The sequence below is a fragment of the Mesorhizobium sp. WSM3860 genome (assembly GCF_002294995.1).
Taxonomy (GTDB): Bacteria; Pseudomonadota; Alphaproteobacteria; order Rhizobiales; family Rhizobiaceae; genus Mesorhizobium.
Genome location: NZ_NSGF01000003.1, coordinates 386319 through 411288 on the forward strand (window position 1 = coordinate 386319; position 24970 = coordinate 411288).

The 24970-nt window shown below is 62.1% G+C and carries 26 protein-coding genes and 1 tRNA gene; 13 read left to right on the forward strand and 14 right to left on the reverse strand.

Annotated features, from left to right (window positions below):
* Nucleotides 1-5: 5 nt before the first annotated feature.
* Complete coding sequence (locus tag CK220_RS08415; protein WP_095811069.1) at nucleotides 6-923, forward strand: carbohydrate ABC transporter permease; 918 nt, start codon at nucleotides 6-8, stop codon at nucleotides 921-923.
* Nucleotides 924-958: 35 nt separating this feature from the next.
* Here the strand turns inward: CK220_RS08415 and CK220_RS08420 are convergent, their stop codons facing one another.
* A complete protein-coding gene (locus CK220_RS08420) occupies nucleotides 959-1702 on the reverse strand; it encodes a creatininase family protein (protein WP_095811070.1) in 744 nt (247 codons plus the stop codon).
* A 5-nt stretch (nucleotides 1703-1707) separates the two neighbouring features.
* A complete protein-coding gene (locus CK220_RS08425; protein ID WP_095811071.1) occupies nucleotides 1708-2274 on the reverse strand; it encodes an SIS domain-containing protein in 567 nt (188 codons plus the stop codon).
* A gap of 188 nt (nucleotides 2275-2462) precedes the next feature.
* Here CK220_RS08425 and CK220_RS08430 point away from each other — a divergent pair, with 188 nt between their 5' ends.
* Nucleotides 2463-3485 carry an aldo/keto reductase gene (locus tag CK220_RS08430; protein ID WP_095811180.1) on the forward strand — a complete coding sequence of 341 codons (1023 nt, stop codon included), beginning with the start codon at nucleotides 2463-2465 and terminating at the stop codon, nucleotides 3483-3485.
* 83 nt (nucleotides 3486-3568) lie between these two features.
* On the opposite strand, the gene hupB is transcribed toward CK220_RS08430, so the two are convergent.
* From hupB to CK220_RS08450, 4 genes are all read right to left on the reverse strand, one after another.
* Nucleotides 3569-3841, reverse strand: coding sequence for a DNA-binding protein HupB (gene hupB, locus CK220_RS08435; RefSeq protein WP_027166452.1), 273 nt, complete (start codon nucleotides 3839-3841; stop codon nucleotides 3569-3571).
* A 195-nt stretch (nucleotides 3842-4036) separates the two neighbouring features.
* The gene (gene lon / locus CK220_RS08440) at nucleotides 4037-6448 is read right to left on the reverse strand and encodes an endopeptidase La (protein ID WP_095811072.1); all 2412 of its coding nucleotides are present in this window, start codon (nucleotides 6446-6448) and stop codon (nucleotides 4037-4039) included.
* Nucleotides 6449-6722: 274 nt separating this feature from the next.
* On the reverse strand, nucleotides 6723-7997 hold the full coding sequence (gene clpX / locus CK220_RS08445) for an ATP-dependent Clp protease ATP-binding subunit ClpX (protein WP_059185169.1): 1275 nt from the start codon (nucleotides 7995-7997) through the stop codon (nucleotides 6723-6725).
* Nucleotides 7998-8294: 297 nt separating this feature from the next.
* Nucleotides 8295-8924, reverse strand: coding sequence for an ATP-dependent Clp protease proteolytic subunit (locus tag CK220_RS08450; RefSeq protein ID WP_095811073.1), 630 nt, complete (start codon nucleotides 8922-8924; stop codon nucleotides 8295-8297).
* Between the two features lie 342 nt (nucleotides 8925-9266).
* Between CK220_RS08450 and CK220_RS08455 the strand changes: the two genes are divergently transcribed.
* Complete coding sequence (locus tag CK220_RS08455; protein WP_245429045.1) at nucleotides 9267-9890, forward strand: hypothetical protein; 624 nt, start codon at nucleotides 9267-9269, stop codon at nucleotides 9888-9890.
* A gap of 69 nt (nucleotides 9891-9959) precedes the next feature.
* Here CK220_RS08455 and CK220_RS08460 read toward each other — a convergent pair whose 3' ends face one another.
* A complete protein-coding gene (locus CK220_RS08460; protein WP_040969488.1) occupies nucleotides 9960-10163 on the reverse strand; it encodes a DUF3126 family protein in 204 nt (67 codons plus the stop codon).
* Between the two features lie 132 nt (nucleotides 10164-10295).
* On the reverse strand, nucleotides 10296-11144 hold the full coding sequence (gene cysE / locus CK220_RS08465; RefSeq protein ID WP_067328223.1) for a serine O-acetyltransferase: 849 nt from the start codon (nucleotides 11142-11144) through the stop codon (nucleotides 10296-10298).
* A 120-nt stretch (nucleotides 11145-11264) separates the two neighbouring features.
* On the opposite strand from cysE, the gene CK220_RS08470 reads away from it, so the two are divergent.
* Both CK220_RS08470 and speB read left to right on the forward strand, forming a co-directional pair.
* Nucleotides 11265-11891, forward strand: a complete 627-nt coding sequence (locus CK220_RS08470) for a hypothetical protein (protein WP_095811075.1) — start codon at nucleotides 11265-11267, stop codon at nucleotides 11889-11891.
* A gap of 23 nt (nucleotides 11892-11914) precedes the next feature.
* A complete protein-coding gene (gene speB / locus CK220_RS08475) occupies nucleotides 11915-12880 on the forward strand; it encodes an agmatinase (protein ID WP_095811181.1) in 966 nt (321 codons plus the stop codon).
* 59 nt (nucleotides 12881-12939) lie between these two features.
* On the opposite strand, the gene CK220_RS08480 is transcribed toward speB, so the two are convergent.
* From CK220_RS08480 to CK220_RS08490, 3 genes are all read right to left on the reverse strand, one after another.
* Nucleotides 12940-13707, reverse strand: a complete 768-nt coding sequence (locus tag CK220_RS08480; protein WP_095811076.1) for an alpha/beta hydrolase — start codon at nucleotides 13705-13707, stop codon at nucleotides 12940-12942.
* 14 nt (nucleotides 13708-13721) lie between these two features.
* On the reverse strand, nucleotides 13722-14234 hold the full coding sequence (locus tag CK220_RS08485; RefSeq protein ID WP_095811077.1) for a DUF192 domain-containing protein: 513 nt from the start codon (nucleotides 14232-14234) through the stop codon (nucleotides 13722-13724).
* A gap of 199 nt (nucleotides 14235-14433) precedes the next feature.
* Entirely contained in the window at nucleotides 14434-15027 is a 594-nt protein-coding gene (locus tag CK220_RS08490; protein WP_095811078.1) for a cold-shock protein, read from the reverse strand.
* A 259-nt stretch (nucleotides 15028-15286) separates the two neighbouring features.
* On the opposite strand from CK220_RS08490, the gene gloA reads away from it, so the two are divergent.
* The gene (gene gloA / locus CK220_RS08495) at nucleotides 15287-15727 is read left to right on the forward strand and encodes a lactoylglutathione lyase (protein WP_095811079.1); all 441 of its coding nucleotides are present in this window, start codon (nucleotides 15287-15289) and stop codon (nucleotides 15725-15727) included.
* Nucleotides 15728-15851: 124 nt separating this feature from the next.
* Nucleotides 15852-16139, forward strand: a complete 288-nt coding sequence (locus CK220_RS08500; RefSeq protein ID WP_095811182.1) for a DUF2218 domain-containing protein — start codon at nucleotides 15852-15854, stop codon at nucleotides 16137-16139.
* A gap of 13 nt (nucleotides 16140-16152) precedes the next feature.
* On the opposite strand, the gene CK220_RS08505 is transcribed toward CK220_RS08500, so the two are convergent.
* Nucleotides 16153-16710 (reverse strand): DUF1697 domain-containing protein, encoded by a 558-nt coding sequence (locus CK220_RS08505; protein WP_095811080.1) that lies wholly within the window; start codon nucleotides 16708-16710, stop codon nucleotides 16153-16155.
* Between the two features lie 11 nt (nucleotides 16711-16721).
* The gene (gene ilvA, locus CK220_RS08510; RefSeq protein ID WP_095811081.1) at nucleotides 16722-17978 is read right to left on the reverse strand and encodes a threonine ammonia-lyase IlvA; all 1257 of its coding nucleotides are present in this window, start codon (nucleotides 17976-17978) and stop codon (nucleotides 16722-16724) included.
* Nucleotides 17979-18227: 249 nt separating this feature from the next.
* Here ilvA and CK220_RS08515 point away from each other — a divergent pair, with 249 nt between their 5' ends.
* Together CK220_RS08515 and CK220_RS08520 are read left to right on the forward strand one after the other, a co-directional pair.
* A complete protein-coding gene (locus CK220_RS08515; RefSeq protein WP_095811082.1) occupies nucleotides 18228-19304 on the forward strand; it encodes an alpha/beta hydrolase in 1077 nt (358 codons plus the stop codon).
* 106 nt (nucleotides 19305-19410) lie between these two features.
* Entirely contained in the window at nucleotides 19411-20574 is a 1164-nt protein-coding gene (locus CK220_RS08520; RefSeq protein ID WP_095811083.1) for an alpha/beta hydrolase, read from the forward strand.
* Between the two features lie 61 nt (nucleotides 20575-20635).
* Here CK220_RS08520 and ade read toward each other — a convergent pair whose 3' ends face one another.
* Complete coding sequence (gene ade / locus CK220_RS08525; protein WP_095811084.1) at nucleotides 20636-22447, reverse strand: adenine deaminase; 1812 nt, start codon at nucleotides 22445-22447, stop codon at nucleotides 20636-20638.
* Between the two features lie 164 nt (nucleotides 22448-22611).
* Here ade and CK220_RS08530 point away from each other — a divergent pair, with 164 nt between their 5' ends.
* The 4 genes from CK220_RS08530 (at nucleotide 22612) to CK220_RS08545 (ending at nucleotide 24941) form a co-directional block, all read left to right on the forward strand.
* Nucleotides 22612-22824 carry a hypothetical protein gene (locus CK220_RS08530; protein ID WP_095811085.1) on the forward strand — a complete coding sequence of 71 codons (213 nt, stop codon included), beginning with the start codon at nucleotides 22612-22614 and terminating at the stop codon, nucleotides 22822-22824.
* 90 nt (nucleotides 22825-22914) lie between these two features.
* Nucleotides 22915-23583: an outer membrane protein gene (locus CK220_RS08535; protein ID WP_095811086.1), complete on the forward strand. Its 669-nt coding sequence runs from the start codon at nucleotides 22915-22917 to the stop codon at nucleotides 23581-23583.
* Nucleotides 23584-23856: 273 nt separating this feature from the next.
* Complete coding sequence (locus tag CK220_RS08540; protein ID WP_095811087.1) at nucleotides 23857-24477, forward strand: class I SAM-dependent methyltransferase; 621 nt, start codon at nucleotides 23857-23859, stop codon at nucleotides 24475-24477.
* Between the two features lie 378 nt (nucleotides 24478-24855).
* A tRNA-Leu gene (locus tag CK220_RS08545) sits at nucleotides 24856-24941 on the forward strand.
* Nucleotides 24942-24970 lie beyond the last annotated feature (29 nt).

Below are 24970 nucleotides of genomic sequence, written 5' to 3' on the forward strand. Positions count from 1 at the left end.
TCCATATGAGCGTCCAGACCACCGAATATACCGTTTCCGATATCCGGTCGCCGGCGGCCTTCCTCGCCAGCCGCGTCTTCATCTATGGCGCGCTGGTGTTCTGGTCCTTCATCTGCCTGTTCCCGATCTATTGGACGATCACTACCTCGTTCAAGTCGGCGGTCGATGTCACGCAGGGGCACCTCATCCCGTTCGTCGACTTCCGGCCCGACTGGAAAGGCTGGCGCTCACTCGGCCTGTCGCCGGATTCGATCTTCCAGACCTCGACGGTGCGCGACGAGTTCCTGAAACGCTTCATGAACTCGGTCATTACCTCTGTCGGCGCGTCGAGCCTCGCCATCATCATCGGCAGCCTCGCCGCCTATGGCCTGACCCGTTACCGCTACAAGTTCGCCTGGTTCAAGAACGAGGACATCTCCTTCTTCTTCCTCTCGCAGTTGATCCTGCCGCCGGTGGTGCTGGCGCTGCCGTTCCTGGTGCTTTACCGCGAAGTGGCCCTGCTCGACACCCGCATTGGCCTTGTGCTCCTCTATACGCTGATGGTTCTGCCGATCGTCATCTGGATCATGCGCGACCAGTTCAACTCCATTCCCGTCGAGCTCGAAGAGGCGGCACTCGTCGACGGCCTGTCGATCTGGGGCGCCTTCTTCCGCATTGTCATGCCGATCGCGCTCCCCGGCATGGTCGCCGCCTTCATCCTGGCGATGGTGCTGTGCTGGAACGAGTATTTCTTCGCCGCCCTTCTGACATCGACGGACGCCAAGACCATTCCCGTCATGGTGGCGAGCCAGACCGGCTCGCAAGGCATCAACTGGTGGTCGATGGCGGCCCTGGCGACGGCAGCCATCGCACCGCTGGCGATCATCGGCATCGCGCTCGAACGCTATCTGATCATGGGCATGACGGCCGGTTCGGTGAAGTAGGCGCCTTCCCCTTCCCCCTGTGGGAGAAGGGGGAGTTAGGCCCGCAATATCGCCCGCAAATGCTCGAGGATCATCGCCACACCCTTCCGGCCCAGCTCGGCCGAGGCATCCGATGCGCCTTTTGTGTACCAGCCGGTATTGTCCGCGAAATGACCGGCATCCACCGCTTCGGGACAGAGCGCCAGCATCAGCGAGGTCTCGCCGATGCCGGCATGGTCGAATGGATACTTGCCGGTCATTGCGGCCGGCATCAGCGGGTGCACCTGCACCCAGTTGAAGACGTTCTCGCCCTGGGCATGGCCGGCATAGTAGTCGACCATCGTGTCCGAGCCCCACCATCCCTCGCCGCGTTCGTTTTCCAGGAAGCGGAAGATCGCCTGCCGGCCGGCGGTCTTGAAGGCGAGATCGGTCGGCATGCCGGCAACAAAATTCTCGGTCTGGTGATGGATGATGGCGTGGATGTTGCGGAAGCCGATGCGCAGCAGGCCGTAGAACAGCTCCTCGGCGAAAGGCGCCAGCACCGGACCGCCGACCTGAACCGAGCCGCTGCCTTCCGGCGGCGCCACGGCATAGCTCGCCGCGCCATAATAGAAGGGTGGCAGGATGACGATGTCCCGCTCCTTCTCGACAAGTTCGAGCGTCTTGATGACGGCGAGCGTGTCCATGCCGACCGCCATGTGCTCGCCATGGTATTCGAGCACGCCGAGCGGCAGCGCGACCGGCCAGTTCTCCTCGATCGTCTTGCGGATCTGGTGCGGCAGCATCAGTTCGTAGCGCATGTCCCCTACTCCATGTTGGTGTGCCGGGCGCGCATCGCCTCCGGCGTTGCGCCGGTCAGCGCCTTGAGTTTCAGCACCATCACCTCGAACAACAGGAAAAGCGCTCCCTCGAACAGTGAGCCCATCGGCAGCACCGAGCTTCTGGCGGCGCCTTGGTCGCTGGCCATGGTCTGGGCCGGAACGAGCAGCGTGAAGTCGGCAAGCTTTGCCGCGCTACCCGCCGGTTCGGCCGTGAGCAGCAGCACCTTGGCGCCGGCCGCGCGGGCCACACGCATCAAGGTGAGAACGGTGGGGGTCTCGCCCGGTCCGGAACTCGCCAGGAAAATATCGCCCTCGCCGAGCGGCGGCGTGGTCATGTCGCCGACTACGGAGACCGGCAAGCCGAGATGGAACAGCCGCATCGCAAAGCCTTTGACCTGCAGCGCTTCGCGGCCGCAGCCATAGACGACGATCTTGCCAGCGCCGGCGATCATCGCGCAGGCGGCGTCGACCCGACCGTCATCGATGCGCCCCATCACGGCGCCAAGCTCGTCCAGCGCAGTCGCAAACAACTCCGATCCGGCTTGCGCCATGGCTGCTCATCCTGTCTGCTGATGTCTTAATAGGCATGCGGCTTTGCGGTCGCGTTCGGCGCGAAACACTTGTTTTTGTTCATGCTATCACCGCGAAAATTCGTGTCCAACGAGCCTCGGCGCTTTTGCTGTGCCACCGGCGTGATAGTGTCATGTCAGACAAATCAATCCAGGACATCATTGCGGATATGAAGACAAGGCATTTCGACCGCATCGGCAATGGCGGCATCACCTTCACCGAGCTTGGTTTCGGCACCGCGCCGCTCGGCAATCTCTACCGCGCCGTCTCGGATGAGGATGCCAATGCCACGCTGGAGGCGGCGTGGAAGACCGGCTGCCGCTATTTCGACACCGCTCCGCTCTATGGCCTCGGCCTCTCCGAAACCCGGCTCAACCCGTTCCTGCGCGGCAAGAAGCGCGACGACTATGTTCTGTCGAGCAAGGTCGGCCGTCTCATGCGCGTCTCTGCGCCCGACGAGCGAACCGGCATCGGCAAGTTCTTCGAGACGCCCTCGCGCCGGGAAGTCTACGATTACAGTTACGACGGCGTGATGCGCTCCTTCGAGGCCTCGCTCGAGCGTCTCGGCGTCGACCGCATCGACATCCTTTATGTGCACGATGTCGACATCTTCACCCATGGCAGCAAGGAGGCTTCCGACCGGCGCATCGAGGAGTTTATGTCTTCGGGCTATTACGCGCTGCTTGCACTGCGTGACCAGGGGGTGATCAAGGCTTTCGGAGGCGGTATCAACGAGTGGCAGGTTTGCCAGACGCTCGCCGAGCGCGGCGATTTCGACCTCTTCCTGCTCGCCGGCCGCTATACGCTGCTCGAGCAGGATGCGCTTGCGAGCTTCCTGCCGCTCTGTGAGAAGCGCGGCATCGGCATCGTTCTTGGCGGGCCCTACAATTCCGGCATCCTGGCGACAGGGCCGAAGCCCGGCGCCTTCTACAACTACGCAGAGGCGCCGAAAGACGTGCTCGATCGCGTGGCGCGCATCGAGGCGGTCTGCAAGCGCCATGGCGTGCGGCTGATCGAGGCGGCGTTGCAGTTCCCGCTGCGGCACCCTTCCGTGATGTCGGTAATCCCCGGCGGCCAACGGCCGGCCGAAGTCGAAAGCAACCGTGCGCTGCTCGACGTCAAGATCCCGACAGCCTTGTGGGCGGATCTCAAGCAGGAAGGCTTGATGCGCGCCGACGCGCCTACCGCCTGATGCCGCACACGTGCCCCTGCCGAGGGTCACAAAAAGGAAGAGCCGGGCAAGCCCGGCTCATCTGATCTTAAAAAGAAAAGGTCTTAGTTGACCGCGTCCTTGAGGCCCTTGCCGGCCGAGAACTTCGGCACGGTGCGCGCCGGAATCTTCACTTCCGCGCCGGTCTGCGGGTTGCGGCCGGTCGAAGCAGCACGTTTTGACACGGTGAAATTTCCGAAGCCGACAAGCCGGACATCGCCGCCCTTCTTCAGTTCGCCAGTGATCACAGAGAACACCGCATCGACGGCGGACTGCGCATCAGCCTTCGAAATGCTTGCGGAGTCGGCGACAGCGGACACCAATTCGTTCTTGTTCATAAAAATTCCCTTCCATGAGAAAACCGGAACTACGACTCATCCGGCAGGAAACGGACTTTAGAAAGAAGCGTTCCGGAACCCAAGCCGAAAACCGCAGAATTCCGGGCTTTTTTCCACTTTTTCGGAGATTTTTCACATGAAAAAGCCGGGCTGAAAGCCCGGCTCTCTCTTTGTGCGTCGCAACGTTAGAAGAAACTAATGCGCAAGCGACTTGCCGGCGTCGTCGGCGGCATCCGGACCAGCCGGCGGATTGACCGGTTCGACCCACTCGATCGGCTCAGGCATCCTGACCAGCGCGTGCCTCAGCACCTCGCCGACCCGCGACACCGGAATGATCTCCATGTTGTTCTTCACATTGTCCGGGATCTCCGCCAGGTCCTTGGCATTGTCTTCCGGGATCAGCACCTTCTTGATGCCGCCGCGCAGCGCGGCAAGCAGCTTCTCCTTCAGGCCACCGATCGGCAGCACCCTGCCGCGCAGCGTCACCTCGCCGGTCATTGCCACATCGGCGCGGACCGGAATGCCGGTGAGCACGGAGACGATCGCCGTCACCATCGCCACACCCGCCGACGGGCCGTCCTTGGGCGTCGCGCCCTCCGGCACGTGGACGTGGATGTCGCGCTTGTCGAACAGCGGCGGCTCGATGCCGAAATCGATGGCCCGCGAGCGGACATAAGAGGCAGCCGCGGAGATCGATTCCTTCATCACGTCGCGCAGGTTGCCGGTCACCGTCATGCGGCCCTTGCCGGGCATCATGACGCCTTCGACCGTCAGCAGCTCGCCGCCGACTTCCGTCCAGGCAAGACCCGTGACGACGCCGACCTGATCGTCGGCCTCCACCTGACCGAAGCGGAAGCGCGGCACGCCGAGATAATCGGCGAGGTTGTCCGCCGTGATCTTTACCGTCTTCTTCTTCGTCTTCAGGATCTCGGTCACCGCCTTGCGCCCGAGCTTCATCAGCTCGCGCTCGAGGCTTCTGACGCCCGCTTCACGGGTGTAGGTCTGGATGATGCCGCGGATCGCGTCCTCGCCAACCGAGAACTCGTTCGGCTGCAGCGCGTGATCGCGGATCACCTTGGGCATCAGGTGCCGCTTGGCGATCTCGATCTTCTCGTCCTCGGTGTAGCCGGCGATGCGGATGATCTCCATGCGGTCCATCAGGGGCGCAGGGATGTTCAGCGTGTTCGCCGTCGTCACGAACATCACGCTCGACAGGTCGTATTCGACCTCGAGATAATGGTCCATGAACGTCGAGTTCTGCTCCGGATCGAGCACCTCGAGCAGGGCCGACGACGGATCGCCGCGGAAGTCCTGGCCCATCTTGTCGATTTCGTCGAGCAGGAAGAGCGGGTTGGACTTCTTGGCCTTCTTCATCGACTGGATGACCTTGCCGGGCATCGAGCCGATATAGGTCCGCCTGTGACCGCGGATCTCGGCCTCGTCGCGCACGCCGCCAAGCGCCATGCGGATGAACTCACGCCCGGTCGCCTTGGCAATCGACTTGCCGAGCGAGGTCTTGCCGACGCCGGGCGGGCCGACGAGGCACAGGATCGGACCCTTGATCTTCTTCTGGCGGCTCTGCACGGCGAGATACTCGACGATACGCTCCTTGACCTTGTCGAGGCCGAAGTGATCGGCGTCGAGCACGTCCTGGGCGTAGCCGAGATCCTGCTTGACCTTGGAGTTCCTGCCCCACGGGATCGACAGCAGCCAGTCGAGATAGTTGCGCACGACCGTCGATTCAGCCGACATCGGCGACATCGACCGCAGCTTCTTCAATTCGGCTTCCGCCTTCTCGCGGGCTTCCTTGGAGAGCTTGGTCTTCTTGATACGCGCCTCGATCTCGGCAGCCTCGTCGCGGCCGTCCTCGCCCTCCCCGAGCTCCTTCTGGATCGCCTTCATCTGCTCGTTGAGGTAGTACTCGCGCTGCGTCTTCTCCATCTGGCGCTTGACGCGCGAGCGGATGCGCTTCTCCACCTGGAGCACGGAGATCTCCGCTTCCATGAAGCCCATCGCCTTCTCGAGACGCTCCTTGACGGAGAGCGTGGCGAGCATCTCCTGCTTCTCGGGGATCTTGATGGCCAGGTGCGAGGCAACCGTGTCGGCGAGCTTGGAATAGTCGTCGATTTGGCTGGCGGCACCTACCACTTCGGGGGAAATCTTCTTGTTCAGCTTGACGTAGTTTTCGAAGTCGGTAACGACCGAGCGGGCAAGCGCCTCGATTTCGACCTCTTCCTCCTCCGGCTCGACCAGCGCGGTGGCGCGGGCTTCGTGGAAGTCGGCGCGATCGGTGAACGAGACGATCTTGGCGCGCGAGGCGCCCTCGACCAGCACCTTCACGGTGCCGTCGGGAAGCTTCAGGAGCTGCAGCACATTGGCGAGCGTGCCGATGTCGAAAATCGCATCGGGCTCAGGATCGTCGTCGGCTGCGTTCATCTGGGTGGCAAGCAGGATCTGCTTTTCCTGACCCATCACTTCTTCCAGCGCCTTGATCGACTTTTCACGCCCGACAAAGAGCGGAACGATCATGTGCGGAAACACGACGATGTCGCGCAGTGGGAGGACTGCAAACACGCCGTCGCCGGAAGCCTTGGATATTTTGGCCATTGTCCAACCTTTCATGTCGCGGCCGCTAATTGAGCCAACCGCGAATCCTATATTAACGACCGAGCGTCGTTCCGCCTACCACCGTTTGTGACGGGAATTTTACAGCACAGAATTCGGCGCCTTGGCCTTCCGCTGTTAGGTGGATGCGGGCGGTGCAAAGATCAAGGGTTAACATGCTTTGATCAGCCACTCCATCACCTGCCGGTAAGCCCCTCACAGCAAAACGGCGCCACACGGGCGCCGTTCCATGAAAATTTGCCGGATCAGTGCCATTTCAGGCGCTGACATTGCCCTTCTTTTCCTTCTGCTCGGAATAAATGTAGAGCGGCCGGGCGTTACCCGAGACCACCTCTTCCGAGATTACCACTTCGCGCACGCCTTCCAGCGCCGGAAGCTCGAACATCGTGTCGAGCAGGATCGCTTCCATGATGGAACGCAGGCCGCGCGCGCCGGTCTTGCGCTCGATGGCGCGCTTGGCGATCGCCGACAGCGCGTTCTCGTGGAAGGTGAGATCCACATTCTCCATCTCGAACAGTCGCTGGTACTGCTTGACCAGCGCGTTTTTCGGCTCCGTCAGGATCTGGATCAGCGCCGGCTCGTCGAGGTCCTCGAGGGTCGCCAGAACCGGCAGACGGCCGACGAATTCCGGGATCAGGCCGAATTTCAAAAGATCCTCGGGCTCGACCTGCCGGAACAGGTCGCCGGTGCGGCGATCTTCGGGCGACGCGACAGTCGCGCCAAAGCCGATCGAGGTCTTGCGGCCGCGATCGGAAATGATCTTGTCCAGTCCGGCAAAGGCGCCGCCGCAGATGAACAGGATGTTGGCGGTGTCGACCTGCAGGAATTCCTGCTGCGGGTGCTTGCGGCCGCCCTGCGGCGGCACGGAGGCCACCGTGCCTTCCATGATCTTCAACAGCGCCTGCTGCACGCCCTCGCCCGAGACGTCGCGGGTGATCGACGGGTTGTCCGACTTGCGCGAGATCTTGTCGATCTCGTCGATATAGACGATGCCGCGCTGGGCACGTTCGACATTGTAGTCGGCCGACTGCAGCAGCTTCAGGATGATGTTCTCGACGTCCTCGCCGACGTAACCTGCTTCAGTCAGCGTCGTGGCGTCGGCCATGGTGAACGGGACGTCGATGATGCGCGCCAGCGTCTGGGCCAGCAGCGTCTTGCCGCAGCCGGTCGGCCCGATCAGCAGGATGTTCGATTTCGCCAGCTCGACGTCGTTGTTCTTGCCGGCATGCGCGAGGCGCTTGTAGTGGTTGTGGACGGCCACCGACAGCACTCGCTTGGCGTAGGGCTGGCCGATGACATAGTCGTCGAGAACCTTGAGGATCTCCTGCGGGGTCGGCACGCCCTCGCGCGACTTCACCATCGAGGTCTTGTTCTCCTCGCGGATGATGTCCATGCACAGTTCGACGCATTCGTCGCAGATGAAGACGGTCGGACCGGCGATCAGCTTGCGCACTTCGTGCTGGCTTTTGCCGCAAAACGAGCAATAGAGCGTGTTCTTTGAATCGCCGCCGTTGTTGCTAACTTTGCTCATTTTTCTGTCCTTTCACCGCCTGCCAGCCGATCGTCTGGCCGCATTGGCGTCTCACCAATCTATCGCAGGAATCCGCCAGCGCCAGTGCCCCGGCTCACACAGCGCATTCCGTACGAAACGCAATCAGAAAACGCGACAATGATTCGCAGCAACCCCATGCAAAGCTAAGCCGTCGAAAATCAACATAGCCTTAACGTAGGCAATCCCGAACCTTGAGGGAACAGGCAATTGTGGCCGAAATGCCGCAAGCCCGCGCCAAAAGCGCGTTATCCCGCCATTCAGCCGCCAATCAGAAGCCTATGCGGTGATGGTTTCGCCAAGTTCGCGCGTCGTGATGACCTTGTCGATTAGACCAAAGTCCTTGGCCTCGTCGGCGGTCATGAAATGGTCGCGGTCGAGCGTCCGTTCGATCTCGTCATAGCTCTTGCCGGTATGCTTGACATAGACCTCGTTCAAGCGGCGCTTCAGCTTAATGATGTCCTGCGCATGACGTTCGATGTCCGATGCCTGGCCCTGGAAGCCGCCGGACGGCTGATGGACCATGACACGCGCGTTCGGTGTGGCAAACCGCATATCCTTGTGGCCGGCGCAAAGCAGCAGCGAGCCCATCGAGGCGGCCTGGCCGATGCAGAGCGTCGACACCGCCGGCTTGATGAACTGCATGGTGTCGTAGATCGCCATGCCCGATGTCACCACGCCGCCCGGCGAGTTGATGTAGAGGTTGATTTCCTTCTTGGGGTTCTCCGCCTCGAGGAACAAAAGCTGTGCACAAACCAGCGTCGCCATCCCGTCCTCGACCGGGCCGGTGATGAAGATGATGCGTTCCTTCAACAGGCGGGAGAAGATGTCGTAGGCACGCTCGCCGCGATTGGTCTGCTCGACCACCATCGGAACGAGGTTCATGTAGGTTTCGACGGGGTTCTTCATGGACTACCCTTGTTGGATGGATCCCGGCGCCGTGAGAATATGAGCAATCGGGCGGAATCGGTTCTGGATCGTTAGATCCTAAATAGGATGCCGGCTCACCCTAGCGCAAGGCCGCCCCTCCTAGCCATCTGGTTAAGTCGAATCAAGCGTCTCGGCTCAAGGAACTGCTGCTGGTTGCGCGGGAGATTGCCCTGGCCCGAAATGCCAGGGCGCCAACCGGCCGCCACGGTAGCAGTTTCTTAACCGCGCTGCTTAACGACAAGCCGTGAAATCCCCGGCCACGGTGGACCTTCCGATACACTCCCGCGTTGAACCGGCGTCCTTTTTCAACGGGGGAACGTCATGTCTAGCCAGAGTTCCTTTTGCAAGAGTTCCTTTCGTAAGGGTTCCGCATCGCTCGCCTCGGCCAGCGTCGCAGTGCTTGCCGCCGTGTCGCAGGCCGCGGCGGGCGGCCGGGCGCTCGAATGCTACGAGCCGGAGCATCGGCCGGCACTCTACGACACGGTCTATGAAGACGTGATGGTGAGCCCCGGCGGCCAGCTTGTCCATTATGACCCGCCGATCTACGGCACGACCGAGAGCATCGAACAGATCGCAACGCCTCGCATCAGCTATGAAGTCGTGCCGGCCGTGACGCGCACCGTCTATCACACGGTCAAGGTGGATGACGGCGGCTATGCCTGGGAATGGCGCGTCATCCACGGCCGCAAGGTGCTGTGCAAGGTGTGGCGTAAGGCGCGCTACGCGCGGATTGCCAAAACCGTCATCGTCGAGCCGGAGCGCGTCCGGCGCGTCGTCCTTCCGGCCGAATATGAAGGCGTCGCCCGCGAGGTGCTGGTGCGGCCAGGAGAGCGGCGCATCACCGAAATTGCGCCCTCATACCGCAAGGTGGCGCGGCGGGTAGTGGTGCGGGAAGGCTCGACCAACTGGCGGCGGGTGCATATCCCGCGGCACTGCGTGGATTAGGCAGAGAATCACCTAGTCTAGGGGTGTTTCCGACCGGGGCGGCATGGCGAGCCCGGCCGGAAAGCCGGCTTAGGCCAGGTCGACGTCGAGGATCGCCATCGAGAAATTATAGTCGCCGTCGTCCTCGTCCTTGAAGACGATGCCGAGAAATTCGTCGCCGACATAGACCTCGGCAGAGTCTTCCTTGCGCGGGCGCGCCTTCACCTGCAGCTTGGGATTCTGGAAGACGCGCTTGAAGTAGGCGTCCAGCTTTCTGATTTCGTCTGGCTTCAAAAGTCTTCTCCGAATGCGGCTGTTCGTTGGAACGCGCTTCTGACACGCCGACGATGGCGATGTAAAGGCAAGCCCGCAGCATAACACAACCGACGCCTGAAATGGCGGCCAGACTCCGGCCGCTGTCGATGTTCAAATGTCGAAGCTGACGACGTGGTCCATCGTCTGCGAGGGCAGGAGCTGGTCCATCTGTCGCGAAGGCTGGTCGCAGCCGGTCTCGCCGACGACACGCGCCGGCACGCCGGCGACCGTCTTGTTGTGCGGCACGGGCGACAGCACCACCGAGCCGGCCGCGATCTTCGAGCAATGGCCGATCTCTATATTGCCGAGGATCTTGGCGCCGGCGCCGATCAGCACGCCGCGGCGGATCTTCGGATGGCGGTCGCCGCTGGCCTTGCCGGTGCCGCCGAGCGTCACACCGTGCAGGATTGAGACATCGTCCTCGATGACGGCAGTCTGGCCGACCACGAGGCCGGTGGCGTGGTCGAGGAAAATGCCCTTGCCGATGCGGGCGGCCGGGTTGATGTCTGTCTGGAACACCGAGGACGAGCGACTCTGCAGATAAAGCGCGAAATCCCTGCGGCCCTGGTTCCACAGCCAGTGCGCCAAACGGTGCGTCTGGATGGCATGGAAACCCTTGAAATAGAGCACCGGCATGATGAAGCGGTCGCAGGCCGGGTCGCGATCGTAATAGGCTTGGATGTCGACGCGTACCGTCGTGCTCCACTCCGGATCGTCGGCAAGCATGGCTTTGAAGGTCTGCCGGATGAGGTCGGAGCCGATATCCTGATGCGCCAGGCGCTCGGCCAGGCGGTGAATGACCGCTTCTTCCAGGCTCTCCTGGTTGAGGATGGTGGAATAGAGGAAAGCAGCCAGCAACGGATCGCGGTTGACCGCTTCCATCGCCTCATCCCTGATCGCGCGCCAGATCGGGTCGACCGGCTGCACCATGCTGGGGCGGGCTATCGTAACGCTGTTCATCTCGGTCTCCGGCCTGCTCATTCATCCGGCGGCACATATAGGCCAGATCATAACACGGTTGAACTCAATTTTCCTTAGTGCTTTGTCAAATGGACTTGGTTCACCGAGATTCAAGCGGCGATGGAAAACGAACCCTTGATCGACGATGCGATGAAAAGCGAGCTTGCCGCGCTCTATCAGACCGCGGATCGCCACTATCACGGCTTGCCTCACATCGAAGCCATGCTGGCCTTGGCGGCCGAACACCGGCACCTTCTCGATGATCCAGAAGCAGTCGAAGCGGCGATCTGGTTCCATGACGCGGTCTATGACAGCCGCGCCAAGGACAACGAGGCAAAGAGCGCTGTGCTGGCAGAAAGCAAACTCTCCGGCCGCACCAACCCGGCCCGCCTTGCCCGGATTCTGGCCATGATCAACGCCACCGCCACGCACCAGTTGCCGCCGCTCGAAGATGAGGATGCCGCGAGTGATGCAGCCCTTTTCCTCGACATGGACCTCGCGATCCTCGGTGCCGATCCGAACCGCTTCGACGCTTACGAGAAGGCGGTCCGGCGCGAATATGGCTGGGTCGAGGAACCGATGTGGCGCGCCGGCCGCGCGGCTGTCCTGACGAGCTTCCTGGCCCGTGCGCATATTTTCCATACACAATCGTTTCGTGATCGGTTCGAGGCGCGGGCCAGGGAAAATCTGGTCCGATCGCTGCAGGTCCTGCAAGGCCAGCCTCAACAATCGCCACGCCAAACGTGAACGCCTCTGGGATGACCGAGACCATGGAGAACAACTTCTTCCAACCCGTCGACGCTGCGCAGGTGCCGCGATTTGCCGGCCTTTCCACCTTCATGCGGCTGCCCGCGGTGCCGAACGCGAAAGGGCTCGATATTGCCCTTGTCGGGATTCCGTGGGATGGCGGCACGACCAATCGGGCGGGCGCCCGCCACGGTCCGCGCGAAATCAGGAACCAGTCGAGCCTGATGCGCCGCGTCCACCACGTGTCGGGAACCGAGCCGTTCAGCATTGCCAATGTCGCCGATGTGGGCGACCTCTCGGTCAATCCCATCGACTTGCTCGATGGGCTGAAGCGCATCGAGGAGGGCATCGCCGCGATCGTTGCTGACGGCGCTCTGCCTTTGGCCGCCGGCGGCGATCATCTGACCACATTGCCGGTGCTGCGCGCCGTTGCCCGCAAGGGACCCGTCGGCATGATCCACTTCGACGCGCATTCCGACACGAACGACCGCTACTTCGGCGACAATCCCTATACGCACGGAACGCCCTTTCGCCGCGCGATCGAGGAAGGGCTGCTCGACCCGAAGCGGGTTATCCAGATCGGAATTCGAGGCTCGATCTATGAGCCGGGCGAACACGACTGGGCGACTGCTCAGGGCGTACGCATCGTCTATATGGAAGAGTTCGTCAAACGCGGCACCGCTTCCGTTATGCAGGAAGCACGCGATCTTGTCGGCGACAGCCTCACTTACGTGACCTTCGATATCGATTGCGTCGATCCGTCGATGGCCCCCGGCACCGGTACACCGGAACTCGGCGGCTTCACCACGCGCGAGGTGCAGGAGCTGGTTCGATTGCTCGACGGATTGAATTTCGCCGGAGCCGATGTCGTCGAGGTCGCGCCTCCTTTTGATATTGGCGGCATGACGGCGCTTGCCGGCGCGACCATGATGTTCGAGTTGCTTTGCGTCATGGCGAGATCCATCGCCGACAGGAGAACGCGCGGCTAACGCGTTCTCCCCGAAGTGGTTTCAGTTTCGGGACAAAGACATGCAGCGGGCGGTATGGGTCAGAGCGGATTTTCGGCGTAGAACTCCAGCACCCGCTGCTTGAAGCTCTTGTCGCCGACGGCAAGCATGTGGTCGCGGCCCTCGATGTGAAAAGCCTTTGCGTTGGGCATCAGCGCGGCAAGCTCGTCAGGCGAGCCGGCGATGTCGTCCTTGGTCCCGACGGCGATCAGGGTCGGCTGGGCGATCCGTCCGACATCGTCTTCGCTCATCGATGCGCGTGAGCCGACGATGCAGACTGCCAGCGCCCGGCGGTCGCTGCGCGTCTGGTCGGCGAAGGCGCGAAACGAGCGGCCGCGCGCATGGCTGATCGTCCCGGCATCCTCGGCCAGAAGCGCATCGGCGATTGGATCCCAATCGCCGACGCCGTCGACAAGGCCGATGCCGAGGCCGCCGAACACCAGCGTCGCCACCTTGTCCGGATTGGACAACGCCATGAATGCGGATACCCGCGCGCCCATCGAATAGCCCATGACATGGGCCTGCTCGATGCCGAGGTGAGTGAGGAGCGCGGCCGCGTCCGAGGCCATCTTGGCCGGCGTGTAGTCGGCCTCCTGGTAGCTCTTGGTCGAAGAACCGTGGCCGCGATTGTCGAAGGCGATGGCGCGGTACCCCGCGTCGTTCAGCGTCTTGAACCAGCCGGGCGAGACCCAATTGACGTAGTGGCTTGAGGCGAAGCCGTGGATCATCAGCACCGGATCGCCCTGCCCGGACGCCGGCGGGCGGTCCAGGTAAGCGAGTTCGAAGCCGTCATGGGGAAAATATTGCATTGGCGCAGTCGCGGTCAGTTGGAGCCGGCGCCCGAGGCCCTATCGATCGCCGGGTGACGCAAGAGATCGCCGTCCTCGAGACCGTCCTTGGCGGCAGTTCCCGCCTTCAGCTCAAGCACAAAGCTTACCGGCTGTCCGGGCGAGATGATCGCCTCCGATTCCGGTTCGCCGCGCTTGACGGCCTTGATCCTGCCGTCCTGGCCGACAAAGACCAGGTCGAGCGGCATCGGCGTATTCTTCATCCAGAAATTCACCTCAGCGGGCCTCTCGAACACGAACAGCATACCGTGATCGTCGGCCATGTCCTTACGGAACATCAGCCCGGCCTCGCGTTCTTCCGAGGTGTCGGCGATCTCGATGGAGAAGGAATGCTTGCCGGAGCCGGTCACCGCGACGAGCGGCGTCGGATCGACAGGCAGCATCATCGCCTGACCGTCCGCTGAACTCGGTTTCAAGGCGCTGAAAGTGGCCGCCAGAGCGATGGCGGCGCAAAACGCGCCTGCAGTCAGCCAGTTGCGATGAGCCATGTGATACCTCGTCCAGGCCCTGTCCTAGCCCATGATCCGAGCGAGTGGAACTGGTTTTCGGACAGGATCGAGCTTGCACCGGGCAGGGCTATTCCTGATCGTATCGGGAAAAGTCCTAATGCATGTCCCCAAAAGTGCGAAGCGGGTTTGGGCGAACGACATGCATCAAGCAAAAGATTAAAGCGCGTCGCGCCGCGCTTTAATGCGAGACCGGCAAGGTGCCCATATCGGGGTGTATTTCGGCGGCCATAAGGCCTTTGTCGCCGCGTCCGAAGCGAACCAGAACGACCTGACCGGGCCTCAGCTCGGTGATGCCATAGCGGCGCAGCGTCTCCATATGGACGAAGATGTCCTCGGTGCCATCGCCGCGGGTGAGGAAGCCGAAGCCCTTGGTGCGGTTGAACCACTTCACCAGCGCCCGCTCAAGCCCGCTCTCGGCAGTCACGGTGACATGCGTGCGCTGCTCTTGCTCAGCCGGATGCACCGCTGTCGAGGCGTCCATGGAAAGAACCCGGAAAGCCTGCAGGCCACGCTCGCCCTGCTTGACGAGACAGACGACGCGCGCGCCTTCCAGCGCGGTCTGGAAGCCGTCTCTTCGAAGACATGTCACATGGAGGAGAATATCACCCGAGACGCCGTCGTCCGGAAGAATGAAGCCGTAGCCCTTGGCCACGTCGAACCATTTGATAGCGCCGGCGATTTCGACAAGCCCGGCAGAGTCGCCGCCACTGTCTCGCGTCAAGGCGTCGTCAAGGCTTCCGTCCCGCCTCGTAAAAGAGGCTTTTTCCCCCATAAGAACGCCCCCTTTTCCAACTGCAACCGCTAGTGATTCTTGCCATCAGATTAACACTGCGGCTTCCGGGGTGTGCAAGACCTGACGTGCCTTTTTTCACCGTTGAGCACCGGAAAGCCTCAATTGTTGTTTACCGGCGCGGCTTGAAGCGCAAAGGCGCGGCTGAAATCGACCACTCCATCGGTTTTGTCGGACGATTGCCCTTTGGCGGAGCGGCTCCTATGGTGCGCCGCAAACGCAACGCCGCGAGGAATCCGATATGCGCTATCTTCACACAATGGTCCGCATCGCAGACATTGATCAATCGCTCGATTTCTACTGCAACAAGCTCGGCCTCAAGGAAGTGCGTCGCTACGAGAACCAGCAGGGACGCTACACGCTGATCTTCCTCGCCGCGCCCGAGGACGAGCAAAGCGGCATTGCCGAGAAGGCGCCGCTGGTCGAGCTCACCTACAACTGGGATCCCGAGGAGTACAAAGGCGGCCGCAATTTCGGCCACCTCGCCTATGAGGTCGACGACATCTACGCCACCTGTCAGAAGCTGATGGACAATGGCGTGACCATCAACCGGCCGCCGCGCGACGGCAACATGGCCTTCATCCGCTCGCCGGACGGCATCTCGATCGAGCTCCTGCAGAAAGGCCCGGCCAAGGCAAAGGCCGAGCCATGGGCCTCGATGTCGAATACGGGAAGCTGGTAGGCGTCAGCCCATTCCGGGGATTTGACCGGCCGGTCTATGGCGTTTTGCCGGATAGCGCCTATGTAAGCGCTTGGGCGCCAGCCTGATCGGGCTGGCGCTTTTCTTGATCCGCCGGGAGAATTTCATGCCGACCAGCCGCGCCGATATCGCCACTGAAAACGCCAGCCGCTATCTGCAGCAGCTCTGCAAGCACTGGGCGCACAAGTTCCCGGTCGAATTCGACCCGCATCACGGCGCCATCCAGCTCTCGCTCGGCCGCACCGTGATGGATGCCGACGACAAGGCTCTCCACATCGCGGTTGCCGCTGACGACTCGGCCTCGCTCGAGCGGCTGGAAACCGTAGTCGCCGTTCACATCAAGCGCTTCGCCTTCCGCGAGGAGCTGACCTTCGACTGGCAGAAGGCTGCCTGAAAGTATTTGAGCGTCAGCCAGCGGCCTTGCTGGCCATTTCGAGCAGCGCAAGGACGCTGCGCCAGTTCCGCGCCGTGCCCGGCACCTTGAGCGTTCGCCCGATAAGGTTGGCAAACACCGATTTGCCAAGCCCCTCCGGCGCATGCAGGTAAAGCACGTCGGCTTTGATCTCGAACCGCTCCGGTCCAGTGCATTTTTCGGCCAGCCGCTTCGCCTCTTCCGCGGTCGGCTCTCGCTCCAGCGCATAGGCATGCAGCTTGGTCGGCTCGCCGGCAATCTCCGGATAGGGATTGTCCTTCACCAGGCGCTCGAACCAGCCGGCGTTGCGCACCATGATGCGGGAATTGAATCCCCATTTCTTCTCGAAGGCCGCCTCGAGTGCTTTGGTCAGCGCCGCCGCGTCGCTCTTGTTCGCGCGAAACACGACGTTGCCGCTTTGCACGTAGGTCGATACGTCGCTGAAGCCGAGGCCTTCGAAGAACGACCTCAGCTCCGCCATCTTGACGATGCGGTTGCCGCCGACATTGATGCCGGAAAACAGGGCCACGAACACCGTCCCTTTGTCACCCATTTTTGGCCCGCTCATATGATGAACCCCGCGAGCGTCTCGTTGTCGGTGATGTCCTGATACTGCACGCCCTCGGCGCCGAAATTGGCCTGGAGCAGATCGAAATTGCGCCGGTCCTTGGTCTCGATGCCGATCAGCACCGAGCCGAAATTGCGCGCCGACTTCTTGAGATACTCGAAGCGCGTGATGTCGTCGTCCGGGCCGAGCATTTCGAGGAAGTCGCGCAATGCGCCCGGCCGCTGCGGGAAACGGATGATGAAATACTTCTTCAGCCCCTCGAAACGCAGCGCCCGCTCCTTGACGTCGGGAAGGCGCTCGAAATCGAAATTGCCGCCCGAGACGACCGCGACGATGGTCTTGCCCCTGATCTCCTTGCGCGAAAAATCCTTGAGCGCATCGATCGCCAATGCGCCGGCTGGCTCCAGCACCACACCCTCGACATTGAGCATCTCGATCATGGTCGCGCAAAGCCGGTTCTCCGGGACGAGGCGCACGGCGTCCGCGGTGAACTCCTTGAGATGGCGCAGCGGCTCGCGGCCGATCTCAGCCACCGCCGCGCCATCGACGAAATTGTCGACCTTGGCGAGCCTGACCCGCTTGCCTGCGGCGAGACTCTCGCTAAGGCTAGGCGCGCCCGCCGGCTCGCAGAACACGAAGCGCGAGTCACGGTGCTGATCGGCGAAATAATGGGTGACGCCGGCAGCCAGGCCGCCTCCGCCCACCGGCAGCATGACGATGTCGGCCATGCGCTCGCCCGGCATCTGGGCTGCGATCTCATAGGCGACGGTCGCCTGCCCTTCGATGATGTCCTTGTGGTCGAAGGGCGGCACCATATGCGCGCCGGCGGCTTCGGTGAATTCGAAGGCGGCGCGATAGCAATCGTCGAAGAAGTCGCCGACCAGCCTGATCTCGACGAAATCGCCGCCGAAAAGCCGCGTCTTGTCGATCTTCTGCTGCGGCGTCGTCACGGGCATGAACACCACGCCCTTTTTGCCGAAATGGCGGCAGACGAAGGCAAAACCCTGCGCGTGGTTGCCGGCCGAGGCGCAGACGAATAGCTCCGCATTGTTGCCCGCGGCGAGCGCCTTGCGAAAGAAATTGAAGGCGCCCCTGATCTTGTAGGAGCGGACCGGCGTCAGGTCCTCGCGCTTCAGGAGGATGCGCGCGCCGGTCTTTTTCGACAAATAGTCGTTCTCCTGCAGCGGCGTTTCCGGAAAGATCCCGCGGATCGCCTCCGCGGCGGCGGCGACGCGGGAAGAAAAACTATTCATGAGGCAACCGGCTCCGAGACCACGTAGTTCGCAGCCCAAGCCTATTGCATAGTTTGGTTTTCGCGGCCACCGCTGCAGCCGTTCGCCGGCCTCCTGCCGCCACTTTGGTTTTCGCGCAACAGTGCCGAGGCTGTTGGCTCCCGCCGACCAGATTTCCATTGGACACGACTTACTTCCGCCGCACTTCCCCTGTCCGGGAGATTTCGCGGAGGCGGGTGGCCAATTTGCGGCCGGAATGGAAGTTTCGACGTGCGTTTGAAGACGATTTGCATCATTGCCCTGGCCTTGCTGGTTGCAGGCTGCGCGGGACGACAGACACAGGAGATCCTGGGCAGCGTCGTGGTGCCGACGACGGCGACCGAGATCGCCGGCAACCATTCGATCTTCATCGCCACCACCCGCAAGCGCTCCGACGACCCGAACAAGGTTTTCGACGGCGAGCGCTCGGCGACGCTCAATTACGCCCGCGTCAACGTCACTGTCCCGCCGGTCCATGAGACCGGTCAGATCGAGCGGCGCTCGCGCGGCAAGTCGAACGATCCGACCAAATATTTCATGGCTTCCGAGGTCGTCGGCTACGACACGCAGCCGAAATTCTCCAGCGCGCTCAATGCCGACATCGACGCCCGCGGCGGCCGTGTCATGGTCTTCGTCCACGGCTACAACACCGGCTTCGACGATGCCGTCTACCGTCTGACCCAGATCGTTCACGATTCCGGCTATCCCGGCACGCCGGTGCTTTTTTCATGGGCTTCGGGCGCCAAGACCACCGACTATGTCTATGACAAGGAAAGTGCCGCCGCCGCCCGCGACCAGTTGGAAGTGACCTTGCGCATGCTCGCGCAGACCGGTGCGCGACGCATCGACATCGTCGCCCATTCGATGGGGACGTGGGTGACGATGGAAACGCTGCGACAGCTCGCCATCACCGGCGATCGCGACCTCGGCGGCAAGCTCGGCGACGTCGTGCTGGCCTCGCCCGATATCGATGTCGATGTCTTCAAGAGCCAGATGCGCCGCTACGGCAAGCCCGACAAGCCTTTCATCCTGCTCCTCTCGGACGACGACCGCGCTCTCCGGCTCTCCGGCCTGATTGCCGGTGCACGGCCGCGCGTTGGCGATTACAGGGACGCAGCCGATCTCGCCTCCTACGGCGTCACGGTAGTCGACCTTTCCAAGGTGAAGGGCAACGACAGCTTCAACCACACCAAATTCGCCGACAACCCAATGCTGGTGAAGATGATCGGCCAGCGGCTGCGCGAGGACGACGGCTTTGCCAGCGACCGCGACGTCACCGACCGGATCAGCCAGCTCGCCACTCAATAACCGTGTTCACGCGGTTGCCCCCCTGCACGGACTTTGAACTGGACCGGACCGCCCGCTGGCTTTATCGAAGGAGCCGGAGAGGTTTGCCGCCCTTGGGGGATCCCGGGTGATCGTGCGTTCGAAGATCGTCCTTGGCCTTGCCTTCACGCTTGCCCTGACGGGCTGCGCCGGGCAGAATGCGCATGACCTGCTCAACCGGAAGGCCGTTACCGCGCCTGCATCGGACATTGCGGCCAAGCACGAGATCTTCGTCGCCACGACCCGGCAGCAGGCGACCAAGGACCCGCGGCAGGTTTTCGACGGCGACCGTTCGCTGACCACCAGCTACGCCCGTGTCGATGTCACGGTTCCAAGAATCCACCAGGTTGGCGCGATCGAGCGCGCCAAGGGTTCGGCCGACAGCAATCCCGCCAAGCAGTTCACCGCTGCCGATGTCGTCCATTATGGGGACGCTTCGCAATTCGCCAAGGCGGTCGGCGCCGATATTGTCATACGCGGCGACCGCGCCCTGGTCTTCGTGCACGGCTTCAATAACGGCTTCGACGATGGCGTTTACCGCCTGACGCAGATCGCGCACGACACGAATTATCCGGGCACACCGGTGCTGTTCTCCTGGGCGTCGAGCGGCAAGACGACCGGCTACATTTATGACAAGGACAGCTCCACCGCCGCGCGCGACGACCTCGAAGCGACACTGAGGATGCTTGCCAAGTCACGCGCCAAAAGCATCGACATCATCGCTCATTCGATGGGGACCTGGCTGACGATGGAAGCTTTGCGCCAGCTCGCCATCACCGGCGACCGCGATCTCAACGGCAAGCTCGGCTACGTCATCCTCGCCTCGCCGGACATCGACGTCGATGTCTTCAAGAAGCAGATGATCCGCTACGGCAAGCCCGACAAGCCTTTCGCCATCCTGCTCTCGGGCGACGACCGGGCGCTCAAGCTGTCCAGCTTCATTTCCGGCGAAAAGCCGCGCGTCGGCGACTACGACAACGCGGCTGATCTCGCCAACTACGGCGTGACGGTTGTCGATCTGACCCAAACCAAGGGCGGAGACCGGTTGAACCATGCCAAATTCGCCGACAATCCGATCCTGGTGCAGTTGCTCGGCAATCGACTGCGCACGCCTGCTGGTCTTGCCTCCGATGAGCCCGATCCGACGCAGCTCAACAATATCGGTCAGGGTCTCGGCAAGGCGGTCGGCTCGGTCGCGGAGGTCGTCATCACCACGCCGTTCAAGGTGCTGACGATCGCCACCGGCGGCTGAGCACCGGTTAGGGCGTGTCGAGGTTCGGATCAGGCCGACCTCACCCGAGCATCGGCACATCCTAGACGAACAGATCAACCTTCTGGAACGTCGTCACGTCCACAAGGCCGACATCGGAAATCCTGAGTTCCGGGATAACAACCAGCGCCAGCAGCGAATGCTGCATATAGGCGTTGTTGAGCGAGCAGCCGACCTTGCGCATCGCTTCCGTCAACTGCTCGGCTTTGGCCGCGACGATCTCGGCACGCTCGTCCGACATCAACCCGGCGATCGGCATTTCCACCAGCGCCAGTTCCTTGCCCTTGGAGTAGAGCACGACGCCGCCGCCGACTTCGCTCAGCCGGTTCACGGCCAAGGCCATGTCCTCCTTGTTGGTGCCGACGACGATGATGTGGTGCGCATCATGCGCCACGCTCGAGGCCATGGCGCAGTCTTCCATATAGCCGAAGCCCGACACGAAGGCGTTGGTGACGCCGCCAGTGCCCCTGTGGCGTTCGACCAGGGCGATCTGGCAAACGTCGTTGCGGCGATCCATGGCGACCAGCCCGTCCTCGACGGGCAGGTCGGCCTCGAGCGCCCGCGTCGGCGCCTGGTTCTCGATCACGCCGATCACCCGCGCCCTGACCTCGTTGGCACCCTGGGGCGCGGCGATGTCAAAGTCAGAGGCCTTGAGCCTCCTACCGAGCTTGACCGTGTTTTTCGCCGTCCGGGGATAATCATAGGCCGGAATGTCGATCTCGAGCTTGCCGGCCTTGGCCAGCCTGACGCCGCGGCCATAGACCTCGTCTATCGTCATCTGGGCAAGATCGGAGACGATCAAAAGATCAGCCAGCCGCCCCGGCGCGATCGAACCGATCTGGCGCTCCAGCCTGAAATGCTGGGCGGTGTTGAGCGTCGCCATCTGGATCGCCGTGACCGGCTTCAGGCCCTGGCTGATGGCGTGCCGCACCACCCGGTCCATATGGCCCTCATGCACCAGCGTGCCGGAATGGCTGTCGTCGGTGCACAAGATGAAGTTGCGCGGGTCGATGCCGCCTTCGGTCACCGCCTTGATCTGTGCGGCGACGTCGTACCAGGCGGACCCCAGCCTCAGCATCGCCTTCATGCCCTGGCGCACGCGGGCGATCGCATCCTCGGCACGCGTGCCCTCATGGTCATCCTCGGCGCCGCCGGCGACATACCCGTGGAACGGCAGCCCGAGATCGCGCGAGGCATAGTGACCGCCGACGGTCTTGCCGGCCTTCACCGTCTCCGCGATCTCGCCCGACATCACCGGATCGTTGGCGCAGACTCCCGGAAAATTCATCACTTCGCCAAGACCGATGATGTTTTCCCAGGTCATCGCCTCAGCGACGTCTGCGACCGTAAGCTCCGCGCCGGCATGCTCCAGGCCCGGCGCCGAAGGCACACAGGACGGCATCTGCACATGGACGTTGATCGGCATCGCGACCGCCTCGTCATGCATCAGGCGAACGCCCGGCAGGCCCAGCACATTGGCGATCTCGTGCGGATCGATGAACATCGAAGTGGTGCCGTGCGGGATCACGGCGCGGCAGAATTCCGTCACGGTGACCATGCCGCTTTCGACGTGCATGTGCGCGTCGCAGAGGCCAGGCACCAGATAGCGGCCGCCCGCATCGACCACCTTGGTCCCCTGCCCGATCGTGTGGCCGGCATTCGGCCCGCAATAGGCGAAGCGTCCGGCGGCGACGGCGATGTCGGTGCCCGCAATGATCTCGCCCGAATGGACATTTACCCAGCGCCCGTTGCGGATCACGAGATCGGCAGGCCGGCGCCCCATCGCGACGTCGACCAGATGCGTCGCCACCTCGGTCCAGGGCTTAGGTTTTGTCGGATTGGTGCCGCTCGCCATGAAGAACTCCTGTTTGCTCGACTGTGCCAAGCTGGCGCGGTTTTGACCAGTTGGCAAAACTGCTTTGTTTTTAAGGCAGGACCGGTTCCCGACAGATCTCTCCTGCGGCAGGGCGAAATCTCGCTTAGACTGGATCTCGGCCGTTATTCGGAGTTGCAGAAGAGATGGCAAAAAGGATCCGGTTTGCAATTTTCCTGCTGTCGGCATGTTGCGCCGGCCTGGCCTTCTTCACCTTGCCTTCATTCTGGGCATGGGCCGCGCCGATCGCCATCTTCATCGCCGCCTCGTTACTGGCCGAATATGCTTTCAGCCGGCTGGCCTCGCCCGAGGAGAAACAGCGCGACCTGGAAGATCGCGTGCGCAACCCGCCGACGTAAACCACTGTTGCAGGAATACAATTCCGTTTTCGGGCGAATAACGCTAGGTTGCGCCGAGAAGTTTTCGAAACCGCCATTTCGGAGCGCTCGATGGGTCGCCTGACGCTTGCCAGTGCTGGCTTTTTCGCCCTGCTGTCCGGGCCGGCCTTGGCCGCGGACGTGAGCGCCGACCTGCCCATGACCGCGCCAGGCTTCGACTGGACAGGCTACTACGCCGGCCTGCAGGCCGGCTATGGCTGGAGCTCATCTGACATCTCCGGCACGGAAGGCGAGCCGTTCGCCGCTTCCCCCGATGTCGACGGCGGCTTTGTCGGCGGCCATGCCGCCGGCCTCTGGCAGTTCAATCAGGCGGTGATCGGCGCGCGGGCTGAGCTCAACTATGCCTCGATCGACGGTTCGGCCTTGCTCGACCCTGGCAATGCCGTCGGCACCGAGGTCAAATGGCTGGGATCGATCAATGCCGAAGCCGGCTTGGCGGTCGATCGCTGGCTGATCTATGGCGTCGGGGGCGTCGCCTTCGCCGGCATCGAGACCTCGCAAGATGCCGGCGGCACCGGCTTCGCCAGGACACGCACCGGCACCGGCTGGACGATCGGCGCCGGGGTCGATTATGCCCTGAGCAACAACATCGTCGTCGGCGCCCAGTACCGTTACTACGATTTCGGCAAGGAGCATTTCGACGTCCCGGACGATTTCTCCGATCGCGATCAGGACCTGAAGCTCCATACCCTGGGCGTGAACTTCAGCTACAAATTCTGAATTGCGGAGCAGCACGGAACGAAGGTGGCCGGCGCCCGCTGGATCAAAACAGAGTCGACCCCGCCGGGTTCTTTGATGTCCGCCATATAAGCAGCTCTCAAGCGGCCGGCGTCGAGTTCATCCCGAGAACGGCGGCGGTGCCGGGGTGAGACTGCGGAAGCCATGAAGCGGATAGCTGCTCCCCTTCGCAAGCCAGCCTGCGTGCGCCTCCTTTGCCTTTGATGGACAATCCCTCTAAAATGTGCAGCCAAGAAAAAACAAGGGGTAAGGCTTATGACTGAGCCTGACGCTGCGCACGAAGCAATCGTCGATACGTGGCGTAGTTTTGGCGCCTCTGATTATGAGTACTTCGAGAAATACGAAAACCCTGAGTTGCTGGCTTGGTTTTGGGCACCGGCGAGCCGATTTCGCAAAGCCTTTGAGCAATATTTAGACTTGGATGATGTGCTTGAGATAGCCAGCGGTGCCGGACGCCATTCGGCGCAGATCGTGGGCCGTTGCAGGCGACTGACGTTGATCGATACTTCAGTCGATGCCACCGCATTGGCGAGGAAACGGTTTTCAAGCGCTCCTCATGTGACCGTGACGCTTTCACCGGACGGCAAGAGTCTACCATTTGAAAAGGGGCGTTTTTCCTCCGTTTTCAGCTACGACTCGATGGTTCATTTCGAACCGCTGACCGTGGCGTCGTACATCATGGAAGTCGCCTCCGTCCTGAAACCGGGGGGGGCGAGCTGTCCTTCATCATTCGAACTACTCGGAGAATCCAACCGGATCATTCAAGGAAAATCCCGATTGGCGGAACTTTATGCCAAAGGGATTTGTCGAGCATGTCAGCGCGCGTGCGGGGCTGACCGTCATCGAACAGCAGGCGTTCCCATGGAATGGGAATAGCGAAACTGACGCTCTCACCGTCGTGGAGAAGGGTTAACAGCGCTCGCCAGCGCGCGTTTGCGTGACCGCTCTCTGACAGCGCCGACAGGTCCAACGGCTCTGCACGGCTTCTGCGAGAGCCGGATAAGCCGCTCCAAATTGCGCCGCACTTCCTGCGGCCAGCGTCGTCCGCCTCTTGCAGTTCGCGCTCCCGCTCGACGAGTGCCTCGCCGTGCTACGGAAGCCCGCGCTGGTCTTCTGTGGCCCGGAAGGCGAGTCCATAGCCGATCGAGTTGCAATGAGAACCGACGCGGAAGAGCAAGATTTGGTGGCAATCCGGTGCCAAACCCACCCACAAGGCTGGACTCGCGTCGGCCCAAGTGCTTGAAATCGCGGCGCGCGGACGTGGCGGAATTGGTAGACGCAAGGGACTTAAAATCCCTCGATCTCTGATCGTACGGGTTCGATTCCCGTCGTCCGCACCACCCTTCGCTCATCGAGCTTCGGGTGGCAG